Here is a 24,259-nt window from a genome sequence, read left to right on the forward strand (position 1 = left end):
GGGGCGGAACCGGGCGCGCAAGAGGTACAACCGCGGTACTGCGGGGTCAGCGGCTCTGCTGAGCAGGGACGCCGCGGGTGACCGGCTCGTCGTCGGCGGGGGAGCCGGCGGCGGCCACTGCGGCACCGGTCAGCGTCGCCAGCATCTCCCGGACGTTGGTCAGCTGAGCGTTGATCGAGTCGCGGCGGTTGGTGAGCGCCGCCAGCTCGCGCTCCGACTCGCTGCGGATCCGGTCGGCCTTCGCGTTCGCGTCGGCCACGATGTCCTCGGACTGGCGCTGCGCGGTCTCCACCGTCTGACGGGCCCGGCGCTCGGCGTCCGTACGGAGCTTCTCGGCCTCCAGGCGGAGCTGCTCGGCGCGGTGCTCGATCTCGGCGAGGCGCTTCTCGGCCTTGGCCTGACGGGACGCGAGGTCGCGCTCCGACTGGTCGCGGCGCTTGGCCAGGTTGGTCTCGAAGTCCGCGGCGGCCTGGGCGGCCTTGGCGCGGGTTTCCTCGAAGAGGGCGTCCGCCTCCTCGCGCTTCTGCGAGGCGTCCTTCTGGGCCTCCGCACGCAGCGACCCGGCCTCACCCTTGGCCTTCTCGACAATACGGACGCCTTCGTCCTCGGCCTTCGCCTTGCGCTCGGCGGCGAACGACTCGGCGTCGTTGCGCACCTGCTGGGCGGCCGACTCGGCGAGCTCACGGTGCTGCTCGGCGGCGCGACGGGCCTCCTCGCGCAGGTCCTTCGCCTCCTCCTCGGCCAGGCGGAGGATCTTCTCCACGCGCGCACCGAGACCTGCGTACGACGGCTCTGCGTCGTCCACCTGGGCCTGGGCGTTCTGCGTCTCGAGGTGGAGCTCCTCGATGCGCTTTTCCAGGGACGTGATGCGGGCGAGAGCACTATCACGGTCGGCGACGAGCTTGGTGATGCGGTCATCCACCTGACCGCGGTCGTATCCACGTCGCACGAGTTCGAAGCCGAAGGGGGAGGAAGGGTCGCTCATTGGGTTCCTGTCGAATAAGACCGGTGAGGTGTTAGGGGGAATCCTAGGGGCCGGGGCGGCGTGTCATCGAGCGGATGTCCGTTTGATCTGGAGAATGACACCCCTTTTGAGTGGCCGACCCCTGCAACTCTTGCCACTCGGAGGGTTGAGCGTCCCTGACGAAGCACGGGAGATGGCAAGACGACTAGCCCTCGGACGACTTACCACTCGATCGAGTGCTCGCTGAGGCCCCGGCTTTGACGCCACCGTTGGAGCCGCCACCCGCGCCCTTGCCGCCACCCGTCGGCGTCTCGAACGACTCCAACGCCTCCAGCACGTCCTGGACACGGGAGATCTCGGTGTTGATGTCCTCGCGCCGACGCACCAGCAGATCGAGTTCGCGCTGGCCCTCGTCCACCGTACGTTTCGCCTCGGCCTCGGCGTCGGCCCGCAGCTTCTCGGCCTCGCGGACCAGCGTGGCCTTCTTCTGCTCGGCCTCCTTCAGCAGCGCCTCGGCCCGCTTCACCGCCGCGATCCGGACCTTGCTCGCCTCCGAATTGGCGTCCGCCAGCAGCTCCTTGGCCTTGGCCGCCGCCTCGTCGCGCTGTGCGGTCGCCGCCTTCATCAGGTTGTCGACTCGCTCGCCCGCCGCCTTCATCTGCTCGGTGGTCTCCCGCCGGGCCCGGTCGTGCAGCTCCTCGATCTCGCTCTCGATCCGGGCCCTGAGCTCCTCGGTACGCTCCCGGATGGCCGTGGCGTCCCGGCGCGCGCCGACCAGCAGCTCGTCCGCGTCCGTACGGGCGCGCTCCACCAGGGAGTTGCCCTCGACGGTCGCCTCCGAGGTGATCCGCACAGCCTCCTTGCGGGCCACGCCGACCATCGTGTCGGCCTGCTCCTCGGCCTCGGTGGCGGCGCGCAGCGCCTCCTCCTGGGCCTTGTTGATGAGCTGGTCCGCCTGCTCGGCGGCATCGGCACGGCGCTTCGCCGCGGCTTCCCGCGCCTCGTCGAGCAGCCGGTCGGCCTCCTGACGGACCTCAGCACGCATCTGCTCGGCCGCCGCTTCCGCGTCGGCGCGTACCCGCTCCGACTCCTCGCGGGTGTGCAACGCGTGCTCCTGCGCGGAGGCGAGGGTGGCCGCCGCCTCCGCACGCAGCTGCTCGGCCTCGCTCATCGCCTCGCCCGTCACCCGGGCTGCCTGCTGCTTCGCCTCGTCGACCAGCCGGATCGCCTGCTGCGTCGCCTCGTCGACGAGCTGAGTGGCCTGCTGCGCCGACTCCGTACGGATCCGCTCGGCCTCGCTCGTCGCCTCGCCCACCAGCCGGTCGGCCTGGGCCGCGGCATCGGAACGCATCCGGTTGGCGTCCTCGCGGGCCTCGGCCCGGCTGCGCGCCGCGTCCTGCTCGGCGGAGGCCAGCGCGTCGGAGGCCTCGGTACGCATCCGCTGGCTGTACTCAGCGGTGTCCGCGCGCAGCCGCTCCGACTCGGTGATCGCATCGGAGACGGTCCGCTCGGCCATCGCCTTCGCGGCCTCGGCCTCCTCCTGCGCCTCCTGGCGGATCCGGCTCGCGTCCTCGCCGGCCCGATCCCGCTCCGCGTACGCGTCGGAGCGGACCCGGTCCGCCTCCTCCTGCGCCTCGGACTTCGTCCGCTCCGCGACATGCTCGGCGGCGGAGCGCAGCCCGGCGATCTCCTCCTCGGCCTGCTCCTGCAGCCCGCTGACCGAATCCCGTACCTGCTGGGCTGTCTGCTCGGCCGCGGAGACCAGCTCGGTCGCCCGGCTTTCCGCCTCCTCGGCCAGACGCTGCGCCTCGGCCTGCGCCTGCTCGACCCGCTTACGGGCGGAGCCGAGGAGATCCTCGCTCTGCTCGCGGGCCCGCTCACGCTCCTGGTTCGCCTCGGTGCGCGCCGCGTCGAGGGTCTCCTCGGCCTCACGCCGGCGCCGGTTCGCCTCCTCCTGAGCGGCGGCCAGCGCCTCGGCGGCCTCCGTGCCCACCCGCTCCGCGGCGGCAGCGGCCTCGGAACGCACCCGGCCGGCGCTCTCCTGCGCCTCGGACTTGAGCCGCTCCGCCTCGGCGGCTGCCTCGCTGCGCAGCCGTACGGCGGCGGACTCTCCCTCCGCACGCGACTGCGAAGCATCCGCCGCGGCCTCGTCGCGCAGCCGCTCCGCCTCGGTCTCCGCCTGCTCCTGCAACGCCCGCAGCCGCTCGGCGGCCTCCGCGCGCAGCCGCTCGGACTCCTCGTTCGTCTCGCGCCGGATGCGCTCCGCCTCGGCGCGCGCGTCCGTGAGCGCCTGCTCGGCGGTGGTGACCTTGGTCTCGGCCTCGGTGTGCAGCTGGGCCAGCTCGTCGGCCGCCTGCGCCTGCCGGGCCGCGACCGCACGCTCGGTCTCCTCGTGCAGCTCCGCCGCCGCCTGCTCGGCCGCGGCGGTGGTGGACCGGGCCTGCTCCTCGGACTCGGTACGCAGCTGCTCGGCCTCGGCACGGGCGCGCTCCAGGGCCTCCTCGGCCTGCTTGCGCAGCGCGGTGGCGCGCTCGGCCGCTTCGGTACGGACCCGCTCGCTCTCCGCGCCCGCGGTGCCGCGCAGCTCCTCCGCGTCAGCCTTCGCCTTGGACAGCAACTCCTCGGCGGTCTTCGCGCCTTCCTCGATCTGCTGGACGGCCTCGCGGCGGGCCTCGCCACGGATCCGCTCGCCCTCGGCGACCGCCTCGGAGCGCAGCTGCTCGGCCTCGCCGCGCAGCCTGCGCGCCTCCTCCTGCAGCTCGACCGTCTTGGCCCGGTACTCCTTGGTGTCGTCCTTGGCCGCGCCCTTGAGCTGATCGGCCTGCTCCGCGGCCTCGCCGCGCAGCCGGTCCGCCTCGGCCTCCGCCTCGCGGCGGATCCGGTCGGCCTCCTCGCCGGCCGCCCTGGTGGTGGACTTCGCGTCGTCGGACGCCTTGGTCAGCACCTCCTCGGCGGCCCTGGCGGCCTTGGCGAGCTGCGCGGCGGCGTCCTCGGCGGCCGCCGTGCGGGCCTTCTCGGACGCCTCGGACTTCAGCCGGTCCGCCTCGGCCCGGGCATCGGCGAGCGCCTGCTCGGCCTCCGCCTTGAGGGACTCGGCGTCCTTGGTGGCCTCGCCGACCAGCCGGGCGATCTCCGACTTGGCCGTACGGGTGCGCTGCTCGTTCTGCGACTCGGCGGCGGCCAGCCGCTTGACGGCGGCCTCCTTCGCCTCCGCGGTGACCTTCTCGGCCGCCAGACGGGCCTCGCGCAGCTGGGTCTCGGCCTCCTGCATGCGCTGCTCGGCGGCCCGGTTCAGCTCGGCGGTCTGCCGGCGGGTCTGTTCGGCCTCGGCCGTCGTCGACGCACGCAGCTGCTCGGCGTGGCTGGTGGCCTCCTGCGCCTGGCTGGAGGCGGCGTTCAACAGCCGCTCGGCGTCCTTGCGGGCGCGCAGCAGGATCGCCTCGGCCTCGGCACGGGCCGCCCCCGCCTCGGAGCCGAGCCGCTGCCGGGTCTCGTCCGCCAGCCGACCCGCCTCGGCGCGCGCGGCCGCCAGGGACTGCTCGGCCTCGGCCCTGGACTCCTCCAGCAGCCGGCGCGCCTGGGACTCCGTCCTGGCCCTGAGCTGCTCGGCCCAGGCGACGTTCTCGTTGACATGGGACTCGACGGTCTGGCGGCGCTCGGCCAGCTCCTGGTCGAGCTGCTGGCGCCGCTGCACGGCCTCGTTGTGCAGCTCGGCCTGGAGCCGTGCCTGGTGCTCGGCGTGCTCCTGCAGGATCCGCTGCGTCTGCGCACGGGCGTCACGGAGTTCCCGCTCGGCGTCGGTCCGCAGCTGTTCGGCCTGGATCTGGGCATTACGGAGCATCTGCTCGGCCTGGTAACCGACGTCCGCGCTGTCGTAGGCGGGACGGGTCGCGAGATTGCGCCGAGCCTCGTGCAGCTTGGCGCGCAAGACCTCGACCTGGTAACCGAGGTCCTCGGCGTGCTGGACGGCCTTCTCCCGGTCGGTCTTCAGCCGGTCCATCTCGGCTTCGAACCGTGAGAGATGGTCGTCTTCAGCTCGGTGGCTCTCCTGGCGTTCGTAGCCCCGCACTGCGCGGTCCCATCCTTCCCCGAGCTCTCAACTTCGTTCGAGCAGGGGAGACCCCAACCCTGGTCACAACTCTCCAACGAGTACCGTTCGCCGGTGAACGGTCCCCCGGGGAATGGTGGCAGATCATCGGCTGGGGACGCGGCGCGGCCCCGACCCGGCCCCGGCCCGGAAGAGCCCACTCTACCGGGCCGGGTATCCGGAGGTCAGTGCTCCGCTGCGGACGTGACCAGTTCGGTGAGCACACCGTGGCAGTCCTTGGGGTGCAGGAAGGTGATCCGGGACCCCATGGACCCGGTCCTGGGCTCGTCGTACAGCACCCTGACCCCTTTCTCCCGGATGTCCGCCGCGTCGGCGTCGACGTCCGCGGTGCCGAAGGCGATGTGGTGGACACCCTCCCCGTTCTTGGCCAGCCACTTGCCCACGGCCGAGTCCTCCCTGGTCGGCTCCAGCAGCTGGAGGTAGGAAGCACCGCCGTCGGACGTATCGTTGATCTTGAGCATGGCTTCCCGCACGCCCTGCTCCTCGTTGATCTCGGAGTGGAACACTTCGAACCCGTAGGTCGAGCGGTAGAACTCGATGGTCCTGTCGAGGTCGAAACAGGCGATCCCGATGTGGTCGATTCGCGTCAGCATGCAACCAGTGCAGCGCTACACGGATGGTTACGCAACGTGCGCGCGATCACACTCGCTGCCGGATGACGGGTGAGGTACCGCTCAGTACATTCATGTAACGACCTCCCCCACAACAGGGAGCGGATCAGCGAACGGCATCATGCGGCTTCGATTGCAAGGCGGAGGAAGGAATCGACGCGGAGCGTCGTTGACTGAGGACAACGCCGCAAGCGGAGTCGCGGGGCGTCGGGAACCGCTCCCTGTTGTGGGGGAGGTCGTAAACCCTCGTTCACTCCTCATCCCAAGGGGCTGCGCCTCATGTCAGGAACGACCGGTACCACCTCAGTCATCGTCGCGGGCGCGCGTACGCCCATGGGCCGGCTCCTCGGCTCGCTGAAGAGTTTCTCCGCGGCCGATCTCGGCGGCTTCGCCATCAAGGCCGCGCTCGACCGGGCCGGCATCGGCGGCGACCAGGTCGAGTACGTGATCATGGGCCAGGTGCTGCAGGCCGGTGCGGGCCAGATGCCGGCACGCCAGGCCGCGGTCAAGGCGGGCATCCCGATGAACGTCCCCGCGCTCACCGTCAACAAGGTGTGTCTGTCCGGACTCGACGCGATCGCGCTCGCCGACCAGCTGATCCGCGCGGGTGAGTTCGACGTCGTCGTCGCCGGTGGACAGGAGTCCATGACGAATGCCCCGCACCTTCTCCCGAAGTCCCGTGAGGGATACAAGTACGGTGCGATCGAGATGCTCGACTCCATGGCGTACGACGGTCTGACCGACGCCTACGAGAACATCCCAATGGGCGAGTCCACCGAGAAGCACAACACCCGTCTGGGCCTGAACCGCGCCGAACAGGACGAGATCGGCGCCCTCTCCCACCAGCGCGCCGCCGCCGCCCAGAAGAACGCCGTCTTCGAGGCCGAGATCACCCCGGTCGAGATCCCGCAGCGCAAGGGCGACCCGGTCCTCTTCTCCAAGGACGAGGGCATCCGCCCGGAGACGACCGCCCAGTCCCTCGGCAAGCTGCGCCCGGCCTTCACCAAGGACGGCACGATCACCGCGGGCACCTCCTCGCAGATCTCCGACGGCGCCGCCGCGGTCGTCGTCATGAGCAGGACCAAGGCCGAGGAGCTGGGCCTGGACTGGATCGCCGAGATCGGCGCCCACGGCAACGTGGCGGGCCCGGACAACTCGCTCCACTCGCAGCCGTCCAACGCCATCAAGCACGCCTTGAAGAAGGACGGCCTGGAGGTCGCGGACCTCGACCTCATCGAGATCAACGAGGCGTTCGCGGCGGTCGCCGCCCAGTCGATGAAGGACCTCGGCGTCACCCCGGACAAGGTGAATGTCAACGGCGGCGCCATCGCGCTGGGGCACCCGATCGGCATGTCCGGCGCCCGTCTGGTCCTGCACCTGGCACTGGAGCTGAAGCGGCGCGGCGGCGGCACCGGTGCGGCGGCACTGTGCGGCGGCGGCGGCCAGGGCGACGCACTGATCATCCGCGTCCCCAAGTAGCGGCCTCGCCGCAGGAACGGTCAGGGCAAGCAGCACGTAGTACACGTAGAGCACGCAGGCGAGTGAACGGAGCGGTGATGGTGGACGTCCCCACCCTGGTCGAGCAGGCCCGTGCGGGCCGGCCAAGGGCCGTGGCCCGGCTCATCTCCCTGGTGGAGGGGGCGTCGCCGCAGCTGCGCGAGGTGATGGCGGCCCTGGCGCCGCTGACGGGCAACGCGTACGTCGTCGGCCTGACCGGCTCACCCGGTGTCGGCAAGTCGACATCGACGTCGGCGCTGGTCTCGGCGTACCGGCGGGCCGGCAAGCGGGTCGGCGTCCTGGCCGTCGACCCGTCCTCGCCCTTCTCCGGCGGGGCGCTCCTCGGCGACCGGGTACGGATGTCGGAGCACGCCTCCGACCCGGGCGTCTACATCCGTTCCATGGCCACTCGCGGGCATCTGGGTGGCCTCGCCTGGTCGGCACCGCAGGCGATACGGGTGCTGGACGCCGCGGGCTGCGAGGTGATCCTGGTGGAGACGGTCGGCGTCGGCCAGTCGGAGGTGGAGATCGCGTCCCAGGCCGACACCTCCGTCGTCCTGCTGGCACCCGGCATGGGCGACGGCATCCAGGCGGCGAAGGCCGGAATCCTGGAGATCGGCGATGTGTACGTCGTCAACAAGGCCGACCGGGACGGCGCGGACGCCACCGCGCGCGAGCTCAACCACATGCTGGGCCTCGGCGAGTCCCGCAGCCCCGGCGACTGGCGGCCGCCGATCGTGAAGACGGTCGCCGCCCGGGGCGAGGGCATCGACGAGGTCGTCGAGGCGCTGGAGAAGCACCGGGCGTGGATGGAGGAACACGGAGTGCTCGCCGAGCGGCGCATGGCCCGCGCCGCCCATGAGGTCGAGACGATCGCCGTCACACGGCTGCGTGAGCGCATCGGCGATCTGCACGGCGACCGCCACATCGGCGCGCTCGCCGAACGCATCGTGGCGGGTCGGCTCGACCCGTACGCGGCGGCGGACGAACTGGTGGCGGGGCTCACCGAGGCCTGACACCCGACCCGACCGGACGTGGACGTCGTACGACGGCGGCGAGGACATGGAGACAGCGGACGGGACGGCCCTGTCCGGTTTCGCGCCCTGACCGATGACAGGGAGCGCCGACCCCTCGAGGACCGGGAGGGCCGACCCGTCAGCTGTCGTCCCCGTGGTCGTCGTCCGACCGGTCCGCCGTGACCTTCGCGGTCTTCCCGTCGACGTTCAGCTCGTGCTGGCCGCCGTCCTTGCCCTGGACGTCGACGTCCCAGTGTGGCGCCCCGCTGCTCTGGCCATCGTGGTCGTCGTCCAGCTCGATCGACGTCACTGTCCCAGGCGTCTCCCGGAGTGCGGCGTCGACGGCCGCGTTCAGCGAGACGGGGGCCGACTGGGGGGCGCTCCCTTCATGGTCGTCGTTGTCGTCGGAGACGTGCTTGCCGAGCACCTTGCCGTTGCCCGCGTCCACCGTCACGTCGTGCCAGACCTTGTCGGAGCCGTACACGTCGAGCTCCCAGACCAGCCCGCCGTCCTCGTCCTCCAGCTCGGCCTCGGTGACCGTCCCCGGGACGGCCCCGACGGCGGACGCGACCGCGTCGCCGACGGTGACGCGGGCGGTGCTGCCGCTCGCCGCGCTGCTCCTGGTGTCGTTCTCGTGGCTGTCGTCGTCCGAGAGGGCGACAGCCGTGGCGGCTCCGCCGCCGACCAGCACGGCCGCGGTGACTGCGGCGATGACGATCTTTCGCTTCATGAGGGTTCCTCCTCGGTCGGGTGGCCGGTCTTTTCGACATGGACCACCTTGCCGGAGGGATGCTGAACGCAGCCTGAAGCCGCCTGAAGCCGTTTTCAGGTCCGGTTTGGGACCCTGGGCCTATGCGCCTGTTGATCGTGGAGGACGAGAAGCGGCTGGCGATGTCCCTGGCCGGGGGGCTCACCGCCGAGGGTTTCGCCGTGGATGTCGTGCACGATGGTCTCGAAGGGCTGCACCGGGCCGCCGAGGGGGCGTACGACCTTCTCGTCCTCGACATCATGCTGCCCGGGATGAACGGCTACCGGGTCTGCGCCGCCCTGCGTGCCGCCGGGCATGAGGTGCCCATCCTGATGCTGACGGCGAAGGACGGGGAGTACGACGTGGCGGAGGGCCTGGACACCGGGGCCGACGACTACCTGACCAAGCCCTTCTCGTACGTGGTGCTGGTGGCCAGGATCAGGGCGCTGCTGCGTCGCCGGGGCGGCGGCTCCGGCTCGCCGGTGGTCACCGTCGGCTCCCTGCGCATGGACACCGCCGCCCGCCGGGTGCGCCTCGGTCCGGCCGAAATCACCCTCACCACCAAGGAGTTCGCCGTACTGGAACACCTTGCGCTGCGGCCCGACCAGGTGGTGAGCAAGGCGGACATCCTGGAACACGTCTGGGACTTCGCCTACGACGGCGACCCGAACATCGTCGAGGTGTACGTCAGCGCGCTGCGGCGCAAGCTCGGCGCGGCCGCCATCCGTACGGTGCGTGGCGCCGGATACCGGCTGGAGGCGCTGTGAGGTCGGTACGGGCCAGGGCCGCGCTCGGAGCCACGGTGGTGGTCGCCGTGGCACTGATCGGCGCCGGGCTCGCCGTACTTCTTGTCCTGCGCGCCAACCTCACCGACCAGGCGGGGCTGCAGGCCGAGGTGGTGGCCCGTGAGGTGGCCGGGCAGCTGGCCCTCGACGTGCCGTACGACCAGTTGGAGACGCACGACGAGGAGGACCATCCGGTCCAGGTGACCGACGAGGACGGGCGCGTGGTGGCCGTCTCCAAGGACCTTCAGGCGATCTCGGGCACCGGTACGGATCAGGTCACCCCGGCCCCGTCACCGCCCGCTGGGAAGTCTGGCGGCGACGGCGACGGCGACGGCAGCGATGACGACGCGAGCGACGACTACGGCGCTCACAGCGCCCCCGGCCGCGGTGAAGTCGACTCCGGTGACACGGACTTCGACAACGGCACCGCCACCGTCGATGGTGACACGGCCGACTACCGCTTCGCGTCCGTGCAGGCGACCACCTCCGCCGGGGTGACCCTGACCATCAACGCGGGCGCCCCGCTGGCCGCCGAGCAGGAGGCCGTGAGCACTGTGCTCGGGGCGATGCTGATCGGGCTGCCGGTGCTGCTGCTCGTCGTGGCCGGGGTGACCTGGCTGGTGACCCGGCGGGCGCTGCGCCCGGTCGAGGGCATCCGGCGCGAGATGGCCGCGATCACTGCGTCCGAGGACCTGAGCCGGCGGGTGCCGGAGCCCGGTTCGCGCGACGAGATCGCCCGGCTGGCCCGTACCACCAACGAGACCCTGACGGCCCTCGAGGCATCGGTGGACCGGCAGCGGCGCTTCGTGGCGGACGCCTCGCACGAACTTCGCAGCCCGATCGCCTCCCTGCGTACCCAGTTGGAGGTGGGTGCCGCGCATCCGGAGCTGCTGGACGTGCCGGGCGCGGTCGCTGACACGGTACGACTGCAGGTGCTGGCGGCCGATCTGCTGCTGCTGGCCCGGCTGGACGCGGGGGAGCGGCCGGGCCGTACGACGCTGGACCTGGGCGCGCTGGTCCATGAGGAGGTTTCGCAGCGCGCTGGCGACCGGATTCCGGTGGCCGTGTCCGTGCCGGACTCCGGCGTGTTCGAAGTGGCCGGTTCGCGTGGGCAGTTGGCGCGGGTGATCGGCAATCTGCTGGACAACGCCGAGCGCCATGCGCGCAGCGCTGTGACGGTCTCGGTGCGTGGGGAGCGGGGTGGCGTGACCGTCGTGGTCACCGACGACGGGGCGGGGGTGCCACCGGACGAGCGCGAGCGGATCTTTGAACGTTTCGTACGCCTCGACGACGCCCGTACGCGCGACGATGGCGGCGCCGGTCTCGGCCTGGCCATCGCCCGTGACGTCGCAGTCAGGCACGGCGGCCGGCTGACGGCGGACGCCGCACCGGAGGGCGGGGCGCGGTTCGAGCTATGGCTGCCGGGCACCGGCTGAACGCCACCCCGTGGCGCGCCCGCACCTTGCCGCGGCGCCCCTCGCGCAGCTCACACCTTGCCGCGCCACTCCGCCCCGCAGCTCACACCTTGCCGCGTCGCCCCCGCAGATGGTCCGCGACTGGGGCCAGCGCCGCGTGCAAATCCGCCAGTGCCTCCGGCGTCAACAGGTCCATGAAGTGCTTGCGCACTGACGCCACGTGGTGCGGTGCCACCTTCCGCATCGTCTCCGCGCCGTCCTCGGTGAGGACCGCGTACAGTCCGCGCCGGTCCGACTCGCAGTGCTCCCTGCGGACCAGTCCCGCGTTCTCCATGCGGGTGATCTGGTGCGAGAGCCTGCTCTTGGACTGCAGCGTCGCGGCGGCGAGGTCGCTCATCCGCATGCGCTGGTCGTCCGACTCCGAGAGGTTGACCAGGATCTCGTAGTCGTTGTTTGTCAGGCCGAACGGCTGGAGGTCCTTCTCCAGTTGGTGCATCAGCAGCCTGCTGACGTCCAGGTGGGTGCGCCAAACGCACTGCTCCGCGTCGTTCAGCCAGCGAGTGGCTGTCTCGGTCTCCATATGTGGATTCTACCTAAGAAGTTGAAAGCCGGACGAAGTGGGGATGTGTGACGCCCGGCAGCCGCTCGGAGACGGGCCCGGGTGCGGGCGCAGACGTTCGACGTCACACTCCGCAGACTACCGTTCACAAACCGAAGCGGCGCTGGAGGTCCCCGAGCTGACCGGGCAGGCGGGTTGCGGAGCCAGATTGACCCGAACCGCCCGGCACCCCGGCCTGCGCCGGCGTTTCCCCTGTCGGCTGCTCAGGCATCAGGACCTCGGTCGACTGGAGCAGCACCGTACCCGCCCCGACGAACTCGAACTGGTGCTCCTCGCCCGAGGTGCCGCCGAGACCCGTCATCGACCGCAGTCCGCCCAGCACCCCCGTCATATAGCCGTAGTCGTAGTGGTGGCACGGCGAGGGACAGTCCGCCCAGCCGACCAGGGCCTGCGGATCGACGCGCAGCGGCGGCTCCATGAAGACCACCGGACCGTTGGACGCGGCCACGAACTTCCCCGTACCGATCAGCGTCAAAAAGCCCGGCACGATGGACTGCTTGAGTGCCAGGGTCGGCTGGTAGGCGAGGAGGTTGCCGGACCGGATCGTCAGATTCCCGTCTTCCAGGTCGTACGAGTTCACATCGAAGGCCCGGTCGGCGAGGAGCATCTTGCCGCTGCCCTCGGCCACCACCCAGTCGCCCGCGTGCAGTGGCGAGTGGAAGCTCGTACGGAGCAGCCGCTCGAAGCGGCCGTGGCCGATGCCGTTGAACTCGATCCGCCCGTAATAGGCGATCATCTTGCCCTTCTGCAGGAACCACTGGCTCCCCTTGAGCTCCACGCAGAAGGTGTACGAGTTGACGTTGTCGTCCGACGGCAGCGTCATCGGGTCGAAGACCACGGGCGTGCTCACAGCTTCTCCTCCGAGGCCTGGACATACACCGTGCCACTGCCGCTCAGCTCCAGCTGGAACGCTTCGCCGGAGCCGCGCCCCACCATGTCCCGCCAGCCGAGCGCGGTGGAGAGCTTGTTGCGTACGTCGCCGTGGTGGGCGACATACGCCTGCGGGTCCACATGAACCGCGCGGCCCGGCGTGATCGGCAGCTCGATCACGCCGCCGTGCGCCATCACCGCGACCGCGCCATGACCCTTGAGGGTGGTGGTGAACAGCCCCTGCCCGGTCACCTGACCGCGCACCATGCCCATCACTCCGCCCTGCGAACCCATGAACATCGTGCCCTGTTGCAGCGTCCCGTCGAAGGCGAGCAGCCGGTCGGCCTCCACATACAGGGTGTCGCCGGACAGGTTGATCACCTGGATGTGATGGCCGCCGTGGCCGAACATCACCGTTCCGCTGCCGTCAACCGTCATCAGCGGGGTCGCCTCATTGGCCACCCGGCGGCCGATCATCGACATCACGCCGCCCTGGCCACCCTGGATGTTCGGCGTGAAGGACACCTCGCCGCGGTACGCGAGCATCGCGCCGCGCTGGCTGTACATCTTCTGGCCGGGGAGAATCGTCGCCTCGACCATCTTCGAGTTGATCTCACGGAACGGCATCAGACATCGCCCCCGATGGTGTTCCGCTCGCTCGGCTGCACGTAGACGAGTCCCTCGCCCTCGAACCGGATCTGGAAGGACTCGCCCGAGCCCTCACCCATCAGCACCCGGTGGTTCACCCCGGACTGGAAGTGCTGCCGGAGACTGCCCTGATGTGCGACGTAGGCGCCGGGGTCGACGAACAGCGGGTACTGGGCCGACACCCGCAGCGCCACGGCCGGGCCGTCCGAAGTGATCGCCACCTGGCCGGTGCCCTCGACGGTGGTGGTGAACAGGCCGTTGCCCGTCGCCCCGCCGCGCAGACCTGTGAAGCTGGTTCCGGTGCGCAGCCCGGCATCGGTGCAGAGCAGATTGCTCGCCTCGACATAGAGCGTGTCGCCGTGCAGCGAGACGAGAGTGATCTCGCTCGCGCGGTCGGCGAAGTAGCAGGTGCCCTGCCCCTTCACCTCCATCACGGTCATCTGCTCGCCGGTCAGCCGGCGGGTCACCATGCCGCGCAGGCCGTCGCCGCCGCCGGTCATCTTCTTGAACGTCATCCGGCCGTCGTACGCGACCATCGAGCCGTTCTTCGCCTTGACGGCGTCGCCGGTCAGGTCGACGGCGAGCGTTCTGCTGCCTTGGAGTCGGAACATTGCCACGGAGTGACGGTAGCGGCAGGGCCCCTGCCGGAACAGCCTCTCGGGGCGGAACCGGCACCCGGAGCCGCCCCTGATACGCATCCGGTACCGGACCCGTACGCAATCGGGATGTATGCCGTACGGCGCGACGACGGAACGGAACGGGGCCGAAGGTGGCACGTGACCGGAGGCATACGGCCCCCGGCGCCGAGCGCCGCCCGTGCCGATGCCACAATGGGCTGGGCTTGTGCCTACATTCACAAGCTGTCACGATCCTCCCACCGAAGGTGCCCCTCGTGGACGTCAAGACCGCTACCGCCCTGCACCGGCTGCGCCTCATCTCGATTCCCGAGGCGCTCTCCTTCCCGGCACTGATCATCTTTGGCTCGATCCTCAGCCGGGTCTCCGACATCGACTTCCTGATGATGCCGCTCGGCATCATCCACGGCGTGCTCTTCGTGATCTACGCCGTCCTGCTGCTCGACGTCTGGTCCAAGACCAAGTGGCCGCTGAAGCGTGTCGCGTTCTTCTTCCTGCTCGCGCTGGTGCCGTTCGGCGGGCTCTACGGTGACAAGGTGCTCAAGCGCTACGAGGCCGACGGTGTCATCGCCGCCCGCGCCCGCAGGGAAGGCGTGGTCAGCGCGTGATCGTCGCGTTCTCGGTCAGTCCGCTGGGGGCCGGTGAGGACGTCGGCGAGTTAGGCCATGTTCACCTCCACTGAGGGTGGCCGCGCGTACCTTGAGTACATGACCTCAGTAGCGATCTACCTACGGTTGTCCCGTGAGGCCGACGACAGCGTCCGCGAGGTCAGGAAAACGGAGCCCGCGCACGGCCCTCGGACCGAAGTTCGAGACGGGGCTGACCAGCATATGACCAGTGAGTAAGGTCGGAACCGTGCCGAAGCCGCTCAGTCTCCCCTTCGATCCCATCGCCCGCGCCGACGAACTCTGGCAGCAGCGCTGGGGCCCGGTGCCCTCGATGGGGGCGATCACCTCGATTATGCGCGCGCAGCAGATCCTGCTCGCCGAGGTCGACGCGGTCGTCAAACCGTACGGACTGACCTTCGCGCGGTACGAGGCGCTGGTGCTGCTCACCTTCTCCAGGGCCGGTGAGCTGCCGATGTCCAAGATCGGTGAGCGGCTCATGGTCCACCCCACCTCCGTCACGAACACGGTGGACCGGCTGGTGCGCTCCGGCCTGGTCGCCAAGCGCCCCAACCCGAACGACGGCCGCGGAACCCTCGCCTCCATCACCGACAAGGGCCGCGAGGTCGTCGAGGCTGCGACCAAGGACCTGGTCGACATGGAGTTCGGGCTCGGGGCGTACGACGCCGAGGAGTGCGCGGAGATCTTCGCCCTGCTGCGGCCGTTGCGGATCGCGGCCAAGGATTTCGAAGAGGCAGAAGAGGCATAGGACAACATTTCGAGGGCCCGGCCCGCTGCATGATCGCCCCGGGCGTCCGGTTACGCTCGATGCCATGAAACGCAGTGTGCTGACCCGGTACCGGGTGATGGCCTACGTCACCGCAGTCATGTTGCTGGTGCTCTGCACCTGCATGATCTTCAAATACGGCTTCGGCATGGGCAAGGATCTGACGCTCGTCGTCTCCCAGATCCACGGTGTCCTCTACATCATCTACCTGATCTTCGCCTTCGACCTGGGGTCCAAGGCGAAGTGGCCGATGGGCAAGCTGCTCTGGGTGCTGCTCTCCGGCACCATCCCGACGGCCGCGTTCTTCGTCGAGCGCCAGGTCGTCCGCGAGGTTGAGCCGCTGGTTGTCGACGGTTCTCCCGCCACTGTCAAGGCCTGAGCCCCGGCCCGCCCCGAGCCCGCCGAACCGCCCCGTGCGAAGCACCGGGCGGTTTGCCATCGACATTTACTAGGACGTCCTAGTAAATTCGATGGTATGGACGCTGACGCGATCGAGGAAGGCCGCCGCCGCTGGCAGGCCCGTTACGACAAGGCCCGCAAGCGTGACGCGGACTTCACCACACTCTCCGGAGATCCCGTGGAACCCGCGTACGGCCCCCGCCCGGGGGACACGTACGAGGGATTCGAGCGGATCGGCTGGCCCGGCGAGTACCCCTTCACCCGGGGGCTCTACCCGACCGGCTACCGCGGCCGGACCTGGACCATCCGCCAGTTCGCCGGCTTCGGCAACGCCGAGCAGACCAATGAGCGCTACAAGATGATCCTCGCCGCGGGCGGCGGCGGGCTCAGTGTCGCCTTCGACATGCCGACGCTGATGGGCCGCGATTCCGACGACCCCCGCTCGCTCGGCGAGGTCGGGCACTGCGGAGTGGCCATCGACTCCGCCGCCGACATGGAGGTCCTCTTCAAGGACATCCCGCTCGGCGACGTCACGACGTCCATGACGATCAGCGGACCCGCCGTCCCCGTCTTCTGCATGTATCTGGTCGCCGCCGAGCGTCAGGGCGTCGACCCGGGCGTGCTCAACGGCACGCTCCAGACCGACATCTTCAAGGAGTACATCGCGCAGAAGGAGTGGCTCTTCCAGCCCGAGCCCCATCTGCGCCTCATCGGCGACCTGATGGAGCACTGCGCCCGCGAGATCCCCGCCTACAAGCCGCTCTCCGTCTCCGGCTACCACATCCGCGAGGCCGGGGCGACGGCCGCGCAGGAGCTCGCGTACACCCTCGCCGACGGCTTCGGATACGTTGAGCTCGGCCTTTCCCGCGGGCTGGACGTCGACACCTTCGCGCCCGGTCTCTCCTTCTTCTTCGACGCGCACCTCGACTTCTTCGAGGAGATCGCCAAGTTCCGCGCGGCGCGCCGGATCTGGGCCCGCTGGATGAAGGAGACGTACGGCGCCAGGACCGACAAGGCGCAGTGGCTCCGCTTCCACACCCAGACCGCCGGGGTCTCCCTCACCGCCCAGCAGCCGTACAACAACGTCGTACGGACGGCGGTCGAGGCGCTTTCCGCGGTCCTCGGTGGCACCAACTCGCTGCACACCAACGCCCTGGACGAGACCCTCGCGCTCCCCTCCGAGCAGGCCGCCGAGATCGCGCTGCGCACCCAGCAGGTGCTGATGGAGGAGACCGGCGTCGCCAATGTGGCCGACCCGCTGGGCGGTTCCTGGTACGTCGAGCAGCTCACCGACCGGATCGAGGCCGACGCCGAAAAGATCTTCGACCAGATCAAGGAGCGCGGCACCCGGGCCCACCCGGACGGGCAGCACCCCATCGGGCCCATCACCTCCGGCATCCTGCGCGGTATCGAGGACGGCTGGTTCACCGGCGAGATCGCCGAGTCCGCCTTCCGGTACCAGCAGTCGTTGGAGAAGGGCGACAAGCGCGTCGTCGGCGTCAATGTCCACCACGGCTCGGTCACCGGCGACCTGGAGATCCTGCGGGTCAGCCACGAGGTCGAACGCGAGCAGGTCCGGGTGCTCGGCAGCCGCAAGGACGCCCGCGACGACGCACGGGTCAAGTCGGCGCTGGACGCGATGCTGGCCGCCGCCCGCGACGGCTCCAACATGATCGGGCCGATGCTCGACGCGGTACGGGCCGAGGCGACGCTCGGTGAGATCTGCGGGGCCCTGCGCGACGAGTGGGGCACCTACACGGAGCCGCCCGGCTTCTGACCGGCGGGCCGACAGCCCGGACCGGGCGGGCCGACCGGCCGCTGTGGTCCGGGCCGCGCCTTTCGGTCGCGCCCCTCGATCGGGCCCGGCCGCAGCGCCCGTCGACCGCGCCCGTCAGCCGTGCGCGGCGGCAGTGGCCCGCCCCGCTACGCGGAGGCCGCAGCCCCCAGCCCCGCGAGCAGCAGCACGGTGAAGCGCCGGGCCCAGTCGGCATCGACGGGCTCGGCGCTCACCAGGGACCGGTGCACGACCGCGCCGGCGATCACGTCGAAGATCAGATCGGCGGTCGACGCCGCCTCGGCCTCGTCCTGCTCGACGGGCAACTCCCCGCGCTCCTGGGCCCGTTGGCGCCCTTGAAGCACCAGTCGCTTCTGCCGGTCCACGATCGAGTCGCGGATCCGGGTCCGCAGCGCCTCGTCGCGGGTCGCCTCCGCGATCACCGCCATCAGCGCCGTCTGGGTCTCCGGCCGCTCCAGCAGCGCGGCGAACTGCAGTACCACCGCCTGCACATCGGCCGACAAGCTGCCCAGATCGGGCAGTTCCAGCTCGTCGAAGAGGACCGCGACGGCGTCCACGACAAGCTCGTTCTTGCCTGCCCACCGCCGGTACAGGGTCGTCTTGGCGACCCCGGCCCGCGTCGCCACATCGCCCATCGTCAGCTTCGACCAGCCGAGCTCGACCAGGGAGGCTCTGGTCGCCTCCAGAATCGCTTCATCGGCCGCGGCGCTGCGTGGACGCCCCGTTCGAAGGGGTTTGGCGTGGCTGTGGCTCAGCATGCCGCGACCATACCGGTCAGTAAGGAGAGCCGACCGGTCCCGTTCGCCGTGAGTCAGATCACCGAACGCACTCGTGTGCGAGGGGTGCCGGGGAGTTACGCTACGGGTCGTAGCGTAAGGCGGTGGTCGTGCCGCCGTGGCGCCACGACCGAACGACAGCCGCAAGCGCCGGGTGGGGACCCGGCACCGAAACGGGTCTTTCAGGGGCCCCGGGGCCGTGTCTGTCCGTGCCCCCGCATACCGGCGGGGACCGCGGACGGGTGCGGTTTCCGCATCGCTTTCCGTATCGGTGGGCCAAAGGGGGAGGATGTACGTATGCAGCCTAGGAACATGTCCATGAGCGGCGTCGTCGACCTCGCCGCGGTGAAAGCGGCCGGCGAGGCCAAGGTGAAGGCGGAGCAGGCCCGTGCCGAAGCCGCCCGGCAGGGTGGTGGCGGTGCCGTGCCGCCGTCCGCCCTGGTGATCGACGTCGATGAGGCAGGCTTCGAGAGCGATGTCCTGCAGCGCTCCGCCGAGGTCCCGGTCGTCATCGACTTCTGGGCCGAGTGGTGCGAGCCGTGCAAGCAGCTGGGTCCGCTCCTCGAGCGTCTGGCCCAGGAGTACAACGGCCGCTTCGTGCTGGCCAAGGTCGATGTCGACGCCAACCAGATGCTGATGCAGCAGTTCGGCATCCAGGGCATCCCGGCGGTCTTCGCCGTCGTCGCCGGGCAGGCCCTCCCGCTCTTCCAGGGCGCGGCCCCCGAGGCCCAGATCCGGCAGACGCTCGACCAGCTGATCCAGGTCGGCGAGGAGCGGTTCGGGCTCACCGGGATCGTGGTCGATCAGGACGCGGCCGCCGCCGAGGGAGCCGCCCAGGCCCCCACAGAGGCGCCCGCAGGGCCGTACGACGCTCTGCTCGAAGCGGCCGTGCAGGCCCTGGACGCCAGCGACTTCGCCGGTGCCATCCGGGCGTACAAGAACGTCCTGTCCGACGACCCGGCCAACACGGAGGCCAAGCTTGGTCTTGCCCAGGCCGAACTGCTCGCCCGCGTCAAGGACATGGACCCGCAGCAGGTCCGCAAGGACGCTGCGGAGAACCCGGCCGATGTCGCGGCGCAGCTCGCGGCCGCCGATCTGGATCTGGTCGGTGGTCATGTCGAGGATGCCTTCGGGCGGCTGGTCGAGACGGTGCGCCGTACTTTCGGCGACGACCGGGACGTGGCGCGGGTGCGACTGCTGGAGCTGTTCGAGGTGATCGGCCCCGACGATCCGCGGGTCGGTGCCGCGCGTACGGCGCTGGCACGGGTCTTGTTCTGATGTGACAACGCGGCCGTGGCATCCCCGGGGTGTCACGGCCGTTTTCGCGATCAGGCGATAAGAGGCGCCCCTGCTTTACCAAATCTTGATAAAGGCACGGCCTGTTACTCGCAGTAAATCGCCCCCCGGGATCTGTCCGCATAAGGACCCTGATTCTCCCTTTCGTCCTCCCGTTCGACGCCACCCTGTGTGGCCGGGTGATTCCCCCCGGTTGCCTATCGGTTATCGGGTCGTTACTAGCGAGTAACGAAGCCCCTTGTGCGGCGGCTTGGAATGCACCACGATCGGCCACGCTCGGTCCAATAACGCCAGCCCGGCTGCCAGTCGGCGCGGCAGCCCCGTTGGGTCCCCACCGAGTGGGCCGGCGGATGTGGCGCCGGTTCCGGACAGGGGGGTTCCTGCCGTCCGGCAGGGCCTGTCCGAACAGGTTGCGCGAATGCGTGGCCAGTGGTTGTCGCTCGGGGGTGATCGCCGGTGATTCGGACGTGGTTCCTGCCTCCGTACGCGGGCGCTCTCCTTTCCGAGGACGTAGCACTTCTCCCATCCCAGGACGGGCCCAGACCCGGTCCGGAGATGTACGTCCGAGAAGGAGGAAAATTTATGAGTTCCCAGGTTCGTGGCGGCACTAGATGGAAGCGCTTCGCTCTGGTCATGGTGCCGAGCGTCGTCGCGACCGCCGCAGTGGGTGTCGGTCTCGCGCAGGGCGCCCTCGCGGCGTCGTTCAGTGTGTCCGGCCAGAGCTTCAAGGTCCACGCGGACAGGCTCGTCGGTCACGACTTCGTCCAGTACGGCAGCGTTGCCACCGGCAAGGACCTCAAGGGCAACGACGCGGCGCACGCCGTGGCCGTGTCCGGCTTCAGTGACGCCACGATCACCAACATGTGCCAGTCGGTGGTCACTCCGAACCTCCCGTTCGGTCTCGGCAACATCACGCTGCAGCTGAAGGCGGGTACGAACCCGAAGAAGCCGGTCAAGGCGACCAACCTGTACCTGGACGTTGCCGAGCTCGACGCCGACGCGTACTTCGAGAACATCGACATCGGTGTGGCGGCCGGTTCCGTCGGCAAGCCCGGCATCCAGTCCGGCACCGAGAAGGCCGTCAACCCGAACGGCTTCGCGCAGCGCGCCGAGACGGCCGTGCTGAAGGACGTGAAGCAGGAGGCGTGGGCCACCACCGCCGGCACCTTCAAGCTCAGCAACCTGAGCCTGCGGCTGTACAGCGGCCCTGGCAAGGAGTGCTACTAGCACTCGCCCGGGTGGCCGGAGCGCCCCCAGGGTCTCCGGCCACCCGCTCTTTCTCTTCTCACAGCAGTACCGGTTCCAGGGAGCTGTTTTCCATGAGCCCCGAGTCCACAGGGCAGAACGAGCACTACCTCCGCGTCTTCTGGCGAGGATTCCGCACCTGGCGGGGTAACCGGCCGTTCTGGGCGGGCCTGTTCACCATGGTGGGTGGTCTACCCATCGCGTACTTCCCGTACGCCAACATGCACCTCGGCAACATCACGCTGGCGATGTCCACGACCGCCGGTGCGGGATCGCTGATCATCGGGGTCCTGCTGATCACGCTGGGCCTCACGATGTGGTTCCACCACATCGTGAGAGTGTTCGCCGGAGTCGCCGCGATCCTGCTGGCGCTGGTCTCCATACCGGTCGCCAACATCGGCGGGTTCCTGGTCGGCTTTGTGTTCTCCCTGCTCGGTGGAGCGCTCTCCATCTCTTGGGCACCGGGCGAGCCGAAGCCCGACGCCGTGGATGCGGGTGCTCTCGATCAGACATACAAGGACGCGGGTCCTGGTACGCAGGAGCCCGAACCCGAGTTCCACAGCACGGCAGCGTTGCCCCAGCAGCAGCCGGAGCAGTACGACACGACAGTCGAGGCCGACGGCGGGAGGAACCGTGCGGGATGACGAGACGCAGCTGAACCCGTCCGGGGACGACCTCCGGGCGAGAAGCGGACCGCGCCACGCGGCCCCCAGGAAGTCGTTGCTGACGAAGCTGCACATACCCGCGGGCAAGGCCTTCGCGCTCGCCGCGATGCCGACGGCCGTCTTCGTGGGCATGGGGCTCACTCCCAAGCTCGCGCTGGCCGAAGACAGTTCGGACATCCCCTTCGCACCCGGCCCCTGCGTGACCCGCTCCGACGAGCCGAGCGAATCGCCGTCCCCGTCCGCGTCGGAGACCAAGTCGCCGTCCCCGTCTCCCTCCGCCACCGACTCCGGTGACAAGGGCGACACGGCGACGCCGAAGCCCTCGGCTACCCCGTCGGCGAGCGACGCCGCGAAGCCGGAGGCGAAGGACGCCGACGCACCCGCCGCCGCGCCGAGCACCTCGCCCACACCCACGAATTCGACGAACCCGCTCGACCCGCTGGGCGTCGGCGACGCTCTCAAGGACCTCTTCGACGGACCGGACAAGGAGACGGCGAGCCCGTCCCCGAGCGCGAGCACCGCGTCCCCCAAGCCGTCGCAGAGCGCCACGACCGAGCCCGTGGAGAAGGCCACGGACGCCGCGAAGGAGACGGCTGACAAGACCGCCGCCGCCATCCGCGAAGCGGCCGGCAAGGCCGGCCAGTCGGTCGAGGAGCTCGACGACAGCGCCAAGGGACTCGACGCCAAGAAGGACGAGGACATCCCGGACGGCGCCAAACCGCGCTTCCCGTGCCCGACTCCCGACCCCGAGGCACTGGCCGCGGCAGACCTGGAGGCCGGCGTCCCGCTGCTCCCGACCGACCCGTGGATCCTGGACAGCTCGCTGCTCACCCTCAACGGGCTCGACTACAAGGGCATCGTCGAGGTGAAGACGCAGGACGGCACCATCAAGAAGGTGCTGAAGTTCACCGCGAGCTCCATCGACATCAAGGACCTCCACCAGCTGACGGTCGGCCCGAACGGCACCACGGCCCACGTCCAGGCGCGCAAGGGCTCCACGTCCACCATCCGCAACGGCACGGTGACGATGTACACGGAGGAGCTGAAGGGCAATCTCTTCGGCCTCATCCCGGTCACGTTCAGCCCGCAGACGCCGCCGCCGCTGAACGTGCCCTTCGCCTTCTTCACCAAGGTCAAGGTGACTCAGGCCGGCCAGTTCGGCGGCTCGCTCACGGTGCCCGGACTGCACAACTACTTCACCGGCGGCAACAGCTAAGGGCTGTTCGGCCCCCGCGCAGAAGGCTGTGGGCCGCACTCCTTCAAGGAGCGCGGCCCACAGCCTTCTGCGCGGAGGCCGCCGCGTCAGTCGCGCTCCCCTCCACCCACATGGTGCACCCGCACCATGTTCGTCGTGCCCGGGATGCCGGGGGGCGAGCCGGCCGTGATGACCATCGTGTCGCCCTCGTTGTAGCGGCTCAGCTTGAGCAGTTCCGCGTCGACCAGGTCCACCATGGCGTCGGTGTTGTCCACGTGCGGCACGACGTGCGCCTCCACGCCCCAGCTCAGGGCGAGCTGGTTGCGGGTGGACTCGTCCGTGGTGAAGGCCAGGATGGGCTGCGCCGCGCGGTAGCGGGAGAGGCGGCGGGCCGTGTCGCCGGACTTGGTGAAGGCGACCAGCGCCTTGCCGTTCAGGAAGTCCGCGATCTCGCAGGCCGCGCGGGCCACCGAACCGCCCTGGGTGCGGGGCTTCTTGCCCGGGACCAGCGGTTGCAGGCCCTTGGAGAGCAGCTCCTGCTCGGCGGCGACGACGATCTTCGACATTGTCTTGACCGTCTCGATCGGATACGCGCCCACGCTGGACTCGGCGGACAGCATGACCGCGTCCGCACCGTCCAGGATCGCGTTGGCGACATCGGACGCCTCGGCGCGGGTCGGCCGCGAGTTGGTGATCATCGACTCCATCATCTGGGTCGCCACGATGACCGGCTTGGCGTTCCGCCGGCAGAGCTCCACCAGGCGCTTCTGCACCAACGGGACCTTCTCCAGGGGGTACTCGACGGCCAGGTCGCCGCGGGCGACCATCACACCGTCGAACGCCATGACGACGCCCTCCATGTGCTCGACGGCCTGCGGCTTCTCGACCTTGGCGATGACCGGGACCCGGCGGCCCACCTCGTCCATCACCTTGTGGACGTCCTTGATGTCATTGGCGTCCCGTACGAAGGAGAGCGCCACCAGGTCGCAGCCCATCCGCAGGGCGAACCGCAGGTCCTCGACGTCCTTCTCGGACAGGGCCGGGACGTTGACCGCCGCGCCGGGCAGGTTGATGCCCTTGTGGTCGGAGATGACACCGCCCTCGATGACGATGGTCTTCACCCGGTGGCCCTCGACCGCGAGGACCTTCAGCTCGACGTTGCCGTCGTTGATCAGGATCGGGTCGCCCTTGGCGACATCGCCGGGCAGGCCCTTGTAGGTCGTGCCGCAGATCGACTTGTCACCGGGGACGTCCTCCGCGGTGATGGTGAACTCGTCCCCGCGAACCAGCTCGACAGGGCCCTCGGCGAACTTCGCCAGGCGGATCTTCGGGCCCTGGAGGTCGGCGAGCACACCCACCGCACGGCCGGTCTCGGCGGCGGCCTTGCGGACCCGGTCGTAACGGCCCTGATGCTCCTCGTGACTGCCGTGGCTGAAGTTGAAGCGGGCCACGCTCATGCCGGCCTCGATCAGAGCGACGAGCTGCTCATGGGAGTCGACGGCGGGACCGAGTGTGCAGACGATTTTGGAACGGCGCATGAGGCGGATCCTATCGGTTTGTTTCGTTGCGGAATATTCCGT

General features: G+C 69.7%; 22 protein-coding genes. 12 read left to right on the forward strand and 10 right to left on the reverse strand.

Annotation, left to right across the window (positions count from 1 at the left end):
- Positions 1-46 precede the first annotated feature (46 nt).
- The 3 genes from ABT115_RS14315 to mce all read right to left on the reverse strand — a co-directional run bounded on the left by ABT115_RS14315 (position 47) and on the right by mce (position 5,665).
- Positions 47-985, reverse strand: a complete 939-nt coding sequence (locus ABT115_RS14315; protein ID WP_351788454.1) for a coiled-coil domain-containing protein — start codon at positions 983-985, stop codon at positions 47-49.
- Positions 986-1,169: 184 nt separating this feature from the next.
- Complete coding sequence (scy, locus tag ABT115_RS14320) at positions 1,170-5,033, reverse strand: polarized growth protein Scy (protein WP_351788457.1); 3,864 nt, start codon at positions 5,031-5,033, stop codon at positions 1,170-1,172.
- A gap of 203 nt (positions 5,034-5,236) precedes the next feature.
- Positions 5,237-5,665, reverse strand: a complete 429-nt coding sequence (gene mce / locus ABT115_RS14325; RefSeq protein WP_351788459.1) for a methylmalonyl-CoA epimerase — start codon at positions 5,663-5,665, stop codon at positions 5,237-5,239.
- A gap of 297 nt (positions 5,666-5,962) precedes the next feature.
- Between mce and ABT115_RS14330 the strand changes: the two genes are divergently transcribed.
- Both ABT115_RS14330 and meaB read left to right on the forward strand, forming a co-directional pair.
- The gene (locus ABT115_RS14330) at positions 5,963-7,162 is read left to right on the forward strand and encodes an acetyl-CoA C-acetyltransferase (protein ID WP_351788461.1); all 1,200 of its coding nucleotides are present in this window, start codon (positions 5,963-5,965) and stop codon (positions 7,160-7,162) included.
- Positions 7,163-7,239: 77 nt separating this feature from the next.
- The gene (gene meaB / locus ABT115_RS14335; RefSeq protein WP_351788463.1) at positions 7,240-8,196 is read left to right on the forward strand and encodes a methylmalonyl Co-A mutase-associated GTPase MeaB; all 957 of its coding nucleotides are present in this window, start codon (positions 7,240-7,242) and stop codon (positions 8,194-8,196) included.
- 139 nt (positions 8,197-8,335) lie between these two features.
- Here meaB and ABT115_RS14340 read toward each other — a convergent pair whose 3' ends face one another.
- Positions 8,336-8,926 (reverse strand): PepSY domain-containing protein, encoded by a 591-nt coding sequence (locus tag ABT115_RS14340; RefSeq protein WP_351788466.1) that lies wholly within the window; start codon positions 8,924-8,926, stop codon positions 8,336-8,338.
- 122 nt (positions 8,927-9,048) lie between these two features.
- Here ABT115_RS14340 and ABT115_RS14345 point away from each other — a divergent pair, with 122 nt between their 5' ends.
- Together ABT115_RS14345 and ABT115_RS14350 are read left to right on the forward strand one after the other, a co-directional pair.
- Entirely contained in the window at positions 9,049-9,711 is a 663-nt protein-coding gene (locus ABT115_RS14345; RefSeq protein ID WP_351788468.1) for a response regulator transcription factor, read from the forward strand.
- A complete protein-coding gene (locus ABT115_RS14350) occupies positions 9,708-11,165 on the forward strand; it encodes a sensor histidine kinase (RefSeq protein ID WP_351788470.1) in 1,458 nt (485 codons plus the stop codon). Before ABT115_RS14345 ends, ABT115_RS14350 begins: the two co-directional genes overlap by 4 nt.
- A gap of 82 nt (positions 11,166-11,247) precedes the next feature.
- Here the strand turns inward: ABT115_RS14350 and ABT115_RS14355 are convergent, their stop codons facing one another.
- The 4 genes from ABT115_RS14355 to ABT115_RS14370 form a co-directional block, all read right to left on the reverse strand.
- Positions 11,248-11,724, reverse strand: coding sequence for a MarR family winged helix-turn-helix transcriptional regulator (locus tag ABT115_RS14355; protein ID WP_351788473.1), 477 nt, complete (start codon positions 11,722-11,724; stop codon positions 11,248-11,250).
- Positions 11,725-11,848: 124 nt separating this feature from the next.
- The gene (locus tag ABT115_RS14360) at positions 11,849-12,613 is read right to left on the reverse strand and encodes an AIM24 family protein (protein ID WP_351788476.1); all 765 of its coding nucleotides are present in this window, start codon (positions 12,611-12,613) and stop codon (positions 11,849-11,851) included.
- A complete protein-coding gene (locus ABT115_RS14365) occupies positions 12,610-13,260 on the reverse strand; it encodes an AIM24 family protein (RefSeq protein WP_351788479.1) in 651 nt (216 codons plus the stop codon). The genes ABT115_RS14360 and ABT115_RS14365 overlap by 4 nt, the downstream gene beginning before the upstream one ends.
- The gene (locus ABT115_RS14370; RefSeq protein ID WP_351788571.1) at positions 13,260-13,892 is read right to left on the reverse strand and encodes an AIM24 family protein; all 633 of its coding nucleotides are present in this window, start codon (positions 13,890-13,892) and stop codon (positions 13,260-13,262) included. Before ABT115_RS14370 ends, ABT115_RS14365 begins: the two co-directional genes overlap by 1 nt.
- 281 nt (positions 13,893-14,173) lie before the next feature.
- Between ABT115_RS14370 and ABT115_RS14375 the strand changes: the two genes are divergently transcribed.
- The 4 genes from ABT115_RS14375 to icmA all read left to right on the forward strand — a co-directional run bounded on the left by ABT115_RS14375 (position 14,174) and on the right by icmA (position 17,484).
- Positions 14,174-14,524 carry a DUF3817 domain-containing protein gene (locus ABT115_RS14375; protein WP_351788481.1) on the forward strand — a complete coding sequence of 117 codons (351 nt, stop codon included), beginning with the start codon at positions 14,174-14,176 and terminating at the stop codon, positions 14,522-14,524.
- Positions 14,525-14,771: 247 nt separating this feature from the next.
- On the forward strand, positions 14,772-15,290 hold the full coding sequence (locus ABT115_RS14380; RefSeq protein ID WP_351788573.1) for a MarR family winged helix-turn-helix transcriptional regulator: 519 nt from the start codon (positions 14,772-14,774) through the stop codon (positions 15,288-15,290).
- Positions 15,291-15,354: 64 nt separating this feature from the next.
- Positions 15,355-15,687 carry a DUF3817 domain-containing protein gene (locus ABT115_RS14385; RefSeq protein WP_351788484.1) on the forward strand — a complete coding sequence of 111 codons (333 nt, stop codon included), beginning with the start codon at positions 15,355-15,357 and terminating at the stop codon, positions 15,685-15,687.
- A 96-nt stretch (positions 15,688-15,783) separates the two neighbouring features.
- Positions 15,784-17,484: a coenzyme B12-dependent isobutyryl-CoA mutase large subunit gene (gene icmA, locus ABT115_RS14390; RefSeq protein ID WP_351788487.1), complete on the forward strand. Its 1,701-nt coding sequence runs from the start codon at positions 15,784-15,786 to the stop codon at positions 17,482-17,484.
- Positions 17,485-17,630: 146 nt separating this feature from the next.
- On the opposite strand, the gene ABT115_RS14395 is transcribed toward icmA, so the two are convergent.
- Positions 17,631-18,260: a TetR/AcrR family transcriptional regulator gene (locus ABT115_RS14395; protein WP_351788489.1), complete on the reverse strand. Its 630-nt coding sequence runs from the start codon at positions 18,258-18,260 to the stop codon at positions 17,631-17,633.
- Positions 18,261-18,575: 315 nt separating this feature from the next.
- Here ABT115_RS14395 and ABT115_RS14400 point away from each other — a divergent pair, with 315 nt between their 5' ends.
- The 4 genes from ABT115_RS14400 (at position 18,576) to ABT115_RS14415 (ending at position 22,700) form a co-directional block, all read left to right on the forward strand.
- Positions 18,576-19,556 (forward strand): tetratricopeptide repeat protein, encoded by a 981-nt coding sequence (locus ABT115_RS14400; RefSeq protein ID WP_351788492.1) that lies wholly within the window; start codon positions 18,576-18,578, stop codon positions 19,554-19,556.
- Positions 19,557-20,156: 600 nt separating this feature from the next.
- The gene (locus ABT115_RS14405) at positions 20,157-20,801 is read left to right on the forward strand and encodes a DUF6230 family protein (protein ID WP_351788494.1); all 645 of its coding nucleotides are present in this window, start codon (positions 20,157-20,159) and stop codon (positions 20,799-20,801) included.
- 92 nt (positions 20,802-20,893) lie between these two features.
- Positions 20,894-21,463 carry a DUF6114 domain-containing protein gene (locus tag ABT115_RS14410; protein WP_351788497.1) on the forward strand — a complete coding sequence of 190 codons (570 nt, stop codon included), beginning with the start codon at positions 20,894-20,896 and terminating at the stop codon, positions 21,461-21,463.
- A complete protein-coding gene (locus ABT115_RS14415) occupies positions 21,453-22,700 on the forward strand; it encodes a hypothetical protein (protein WP_351788500.1) in 1,248 nt (415 codons plus the stop codon). The genes ABT115_RS14410 and ABT115_RS14415 overlap by 11 nt, the downstream gene beginning before the upstream one ends.
- 86 nt (positions 22,701-22,786) lie before the next feature.
- Here ABT115_RS14415 and pyk read toward each other — a convergent pair whose 3' ends face one another.
- Positions 22,787-24,217 carry a pyruvate kinase gene (gene pyk, locus ABT115_RS14420; protein ID WP_351788501.1) on the reverse strand — a complete coding sequence of 477 codons (1,431 nt, stop codon included), beginning with the start codon at positions 24,215-24,217 and terminating at the stop codon, positions 22,787-22,789.
- Positions 24,218-24,259 lie beyond the last annotated feature (42 nt).

It is taken from the genome of Streptomyces sp. NPDC001832 (genome assembly GCF_040297265.1).
GTDB lineage: Bacteria > Actinomycetota > Actinomycetes > Streptomycetales > Streptomycetaceae > Streptomyces.

Coding starts and splice junctions, on each gene's coding strand:
- ABT115_RS14385 (WP_351788484.1), top strand. CDS start 15,355: ATGAAACGCAGTGTGCTGACCCGGTACCGGGTGATGGCCTACGTCACC.
- ABT115_RS14365 (WP_351788479.1), bottom strand. CDS start 13,260: ATGCCGTTCCGTGAGATCAACTCGAAGATGGTCGAGGCGACGATTCTC.
- ABT115_RS14395 (WP_351788489.1), bottom strand. CDS start 18,260: ATGCTGAGCCACAGCCACGCCAAACCCCTTCGAACGGGGCGTCCACGC.
- ABT115_RS14330 (WP_351788461.1), top strand. CDS start 5,963: ATGTCAGGAACGACCGGTACCACCTCAGTCATCGTCGCGGGCGCGCGT.
- ABT115_RS14355 (WP_351788473.1), bottom strand. CDS start 11,724: ATGGAGACCGAGACAGCCACTCGCTGGCTGAACGACGCGGAGCAGTGC.
- ABT115_RS14400 (WP_351788492.1), top strand. CDS start 18,576: ATGCAGCCTAGGAACATGTCCATGAGCGGCGTCGTCGACCTCGCCGCG.
- pyk (WP_351788501.1), bottom strand. CDS start 24,217: ATGCGCCGTTCCAAAATCGTCTGCACACTCGGTCCCGCCGTCGACTCC.
- ABT115_RS14315 (WP_351788454.1), bottom strand. CDS start 985: ATGAGCGACCCTTCCTCCCCCTTCGGCTTCGAACTCGTGCGACGTGGA.
- ABT115_RS14405 (WP_351788494.1), top strand. CDS start 20,157: ATGAGTTCCCAGGTTCGTGGCGGCACTAGATGGAAGCGCTTCGCTCTG.
- ABT115_RS14340 (WP_351788466.1), bottom strand. CDS start 8,926: ATGAAGCGAAAGATCGTCATCGCCGCAGTCACCGCGGCCGTGCTGGTC.
- ABT115_RS14345 (WP_351788468.1), top strand. CDS start 9,049: ATGCGCCTGTTGATCGTGGAGGACGAGAAGCGGCTGGCGATGTCCCTG.
- icmA (WP_351788487.1), top strand. CDS start 15,784: ATGGACGCTGACGCGATCGAGGAAGGCCGCCGCCGCTGGCAGGCCCGT.
- ABT115_RS14370 (WP_351788571.1), bottom strand. CDS start 13,892: ATGTTCCGACTCCAAGGCAGCAGAACGCTCGCCGTCGACCTGACCGGC.
- meaB (WP_351788463.1), top strand. CDS start 7,240: ATGGTGGACGTCCCCACCCTGGTCGAGCAGGCCCGTGCGGGCCGGCCA.
- ABT115_RS14410 (WP_351788497.1), top strand. CDS start 20,894: ATGAGCCCCGAGTCCACAGGGCAGAACGAGCACTACCTCCGCGTCTTC.
- mce (WP_351788459.1), bottom strand. CDS start 5,665: ATGCTGACGCGAATCGACCACATCGGGATCGCCTGTTTCGACCTCGAC.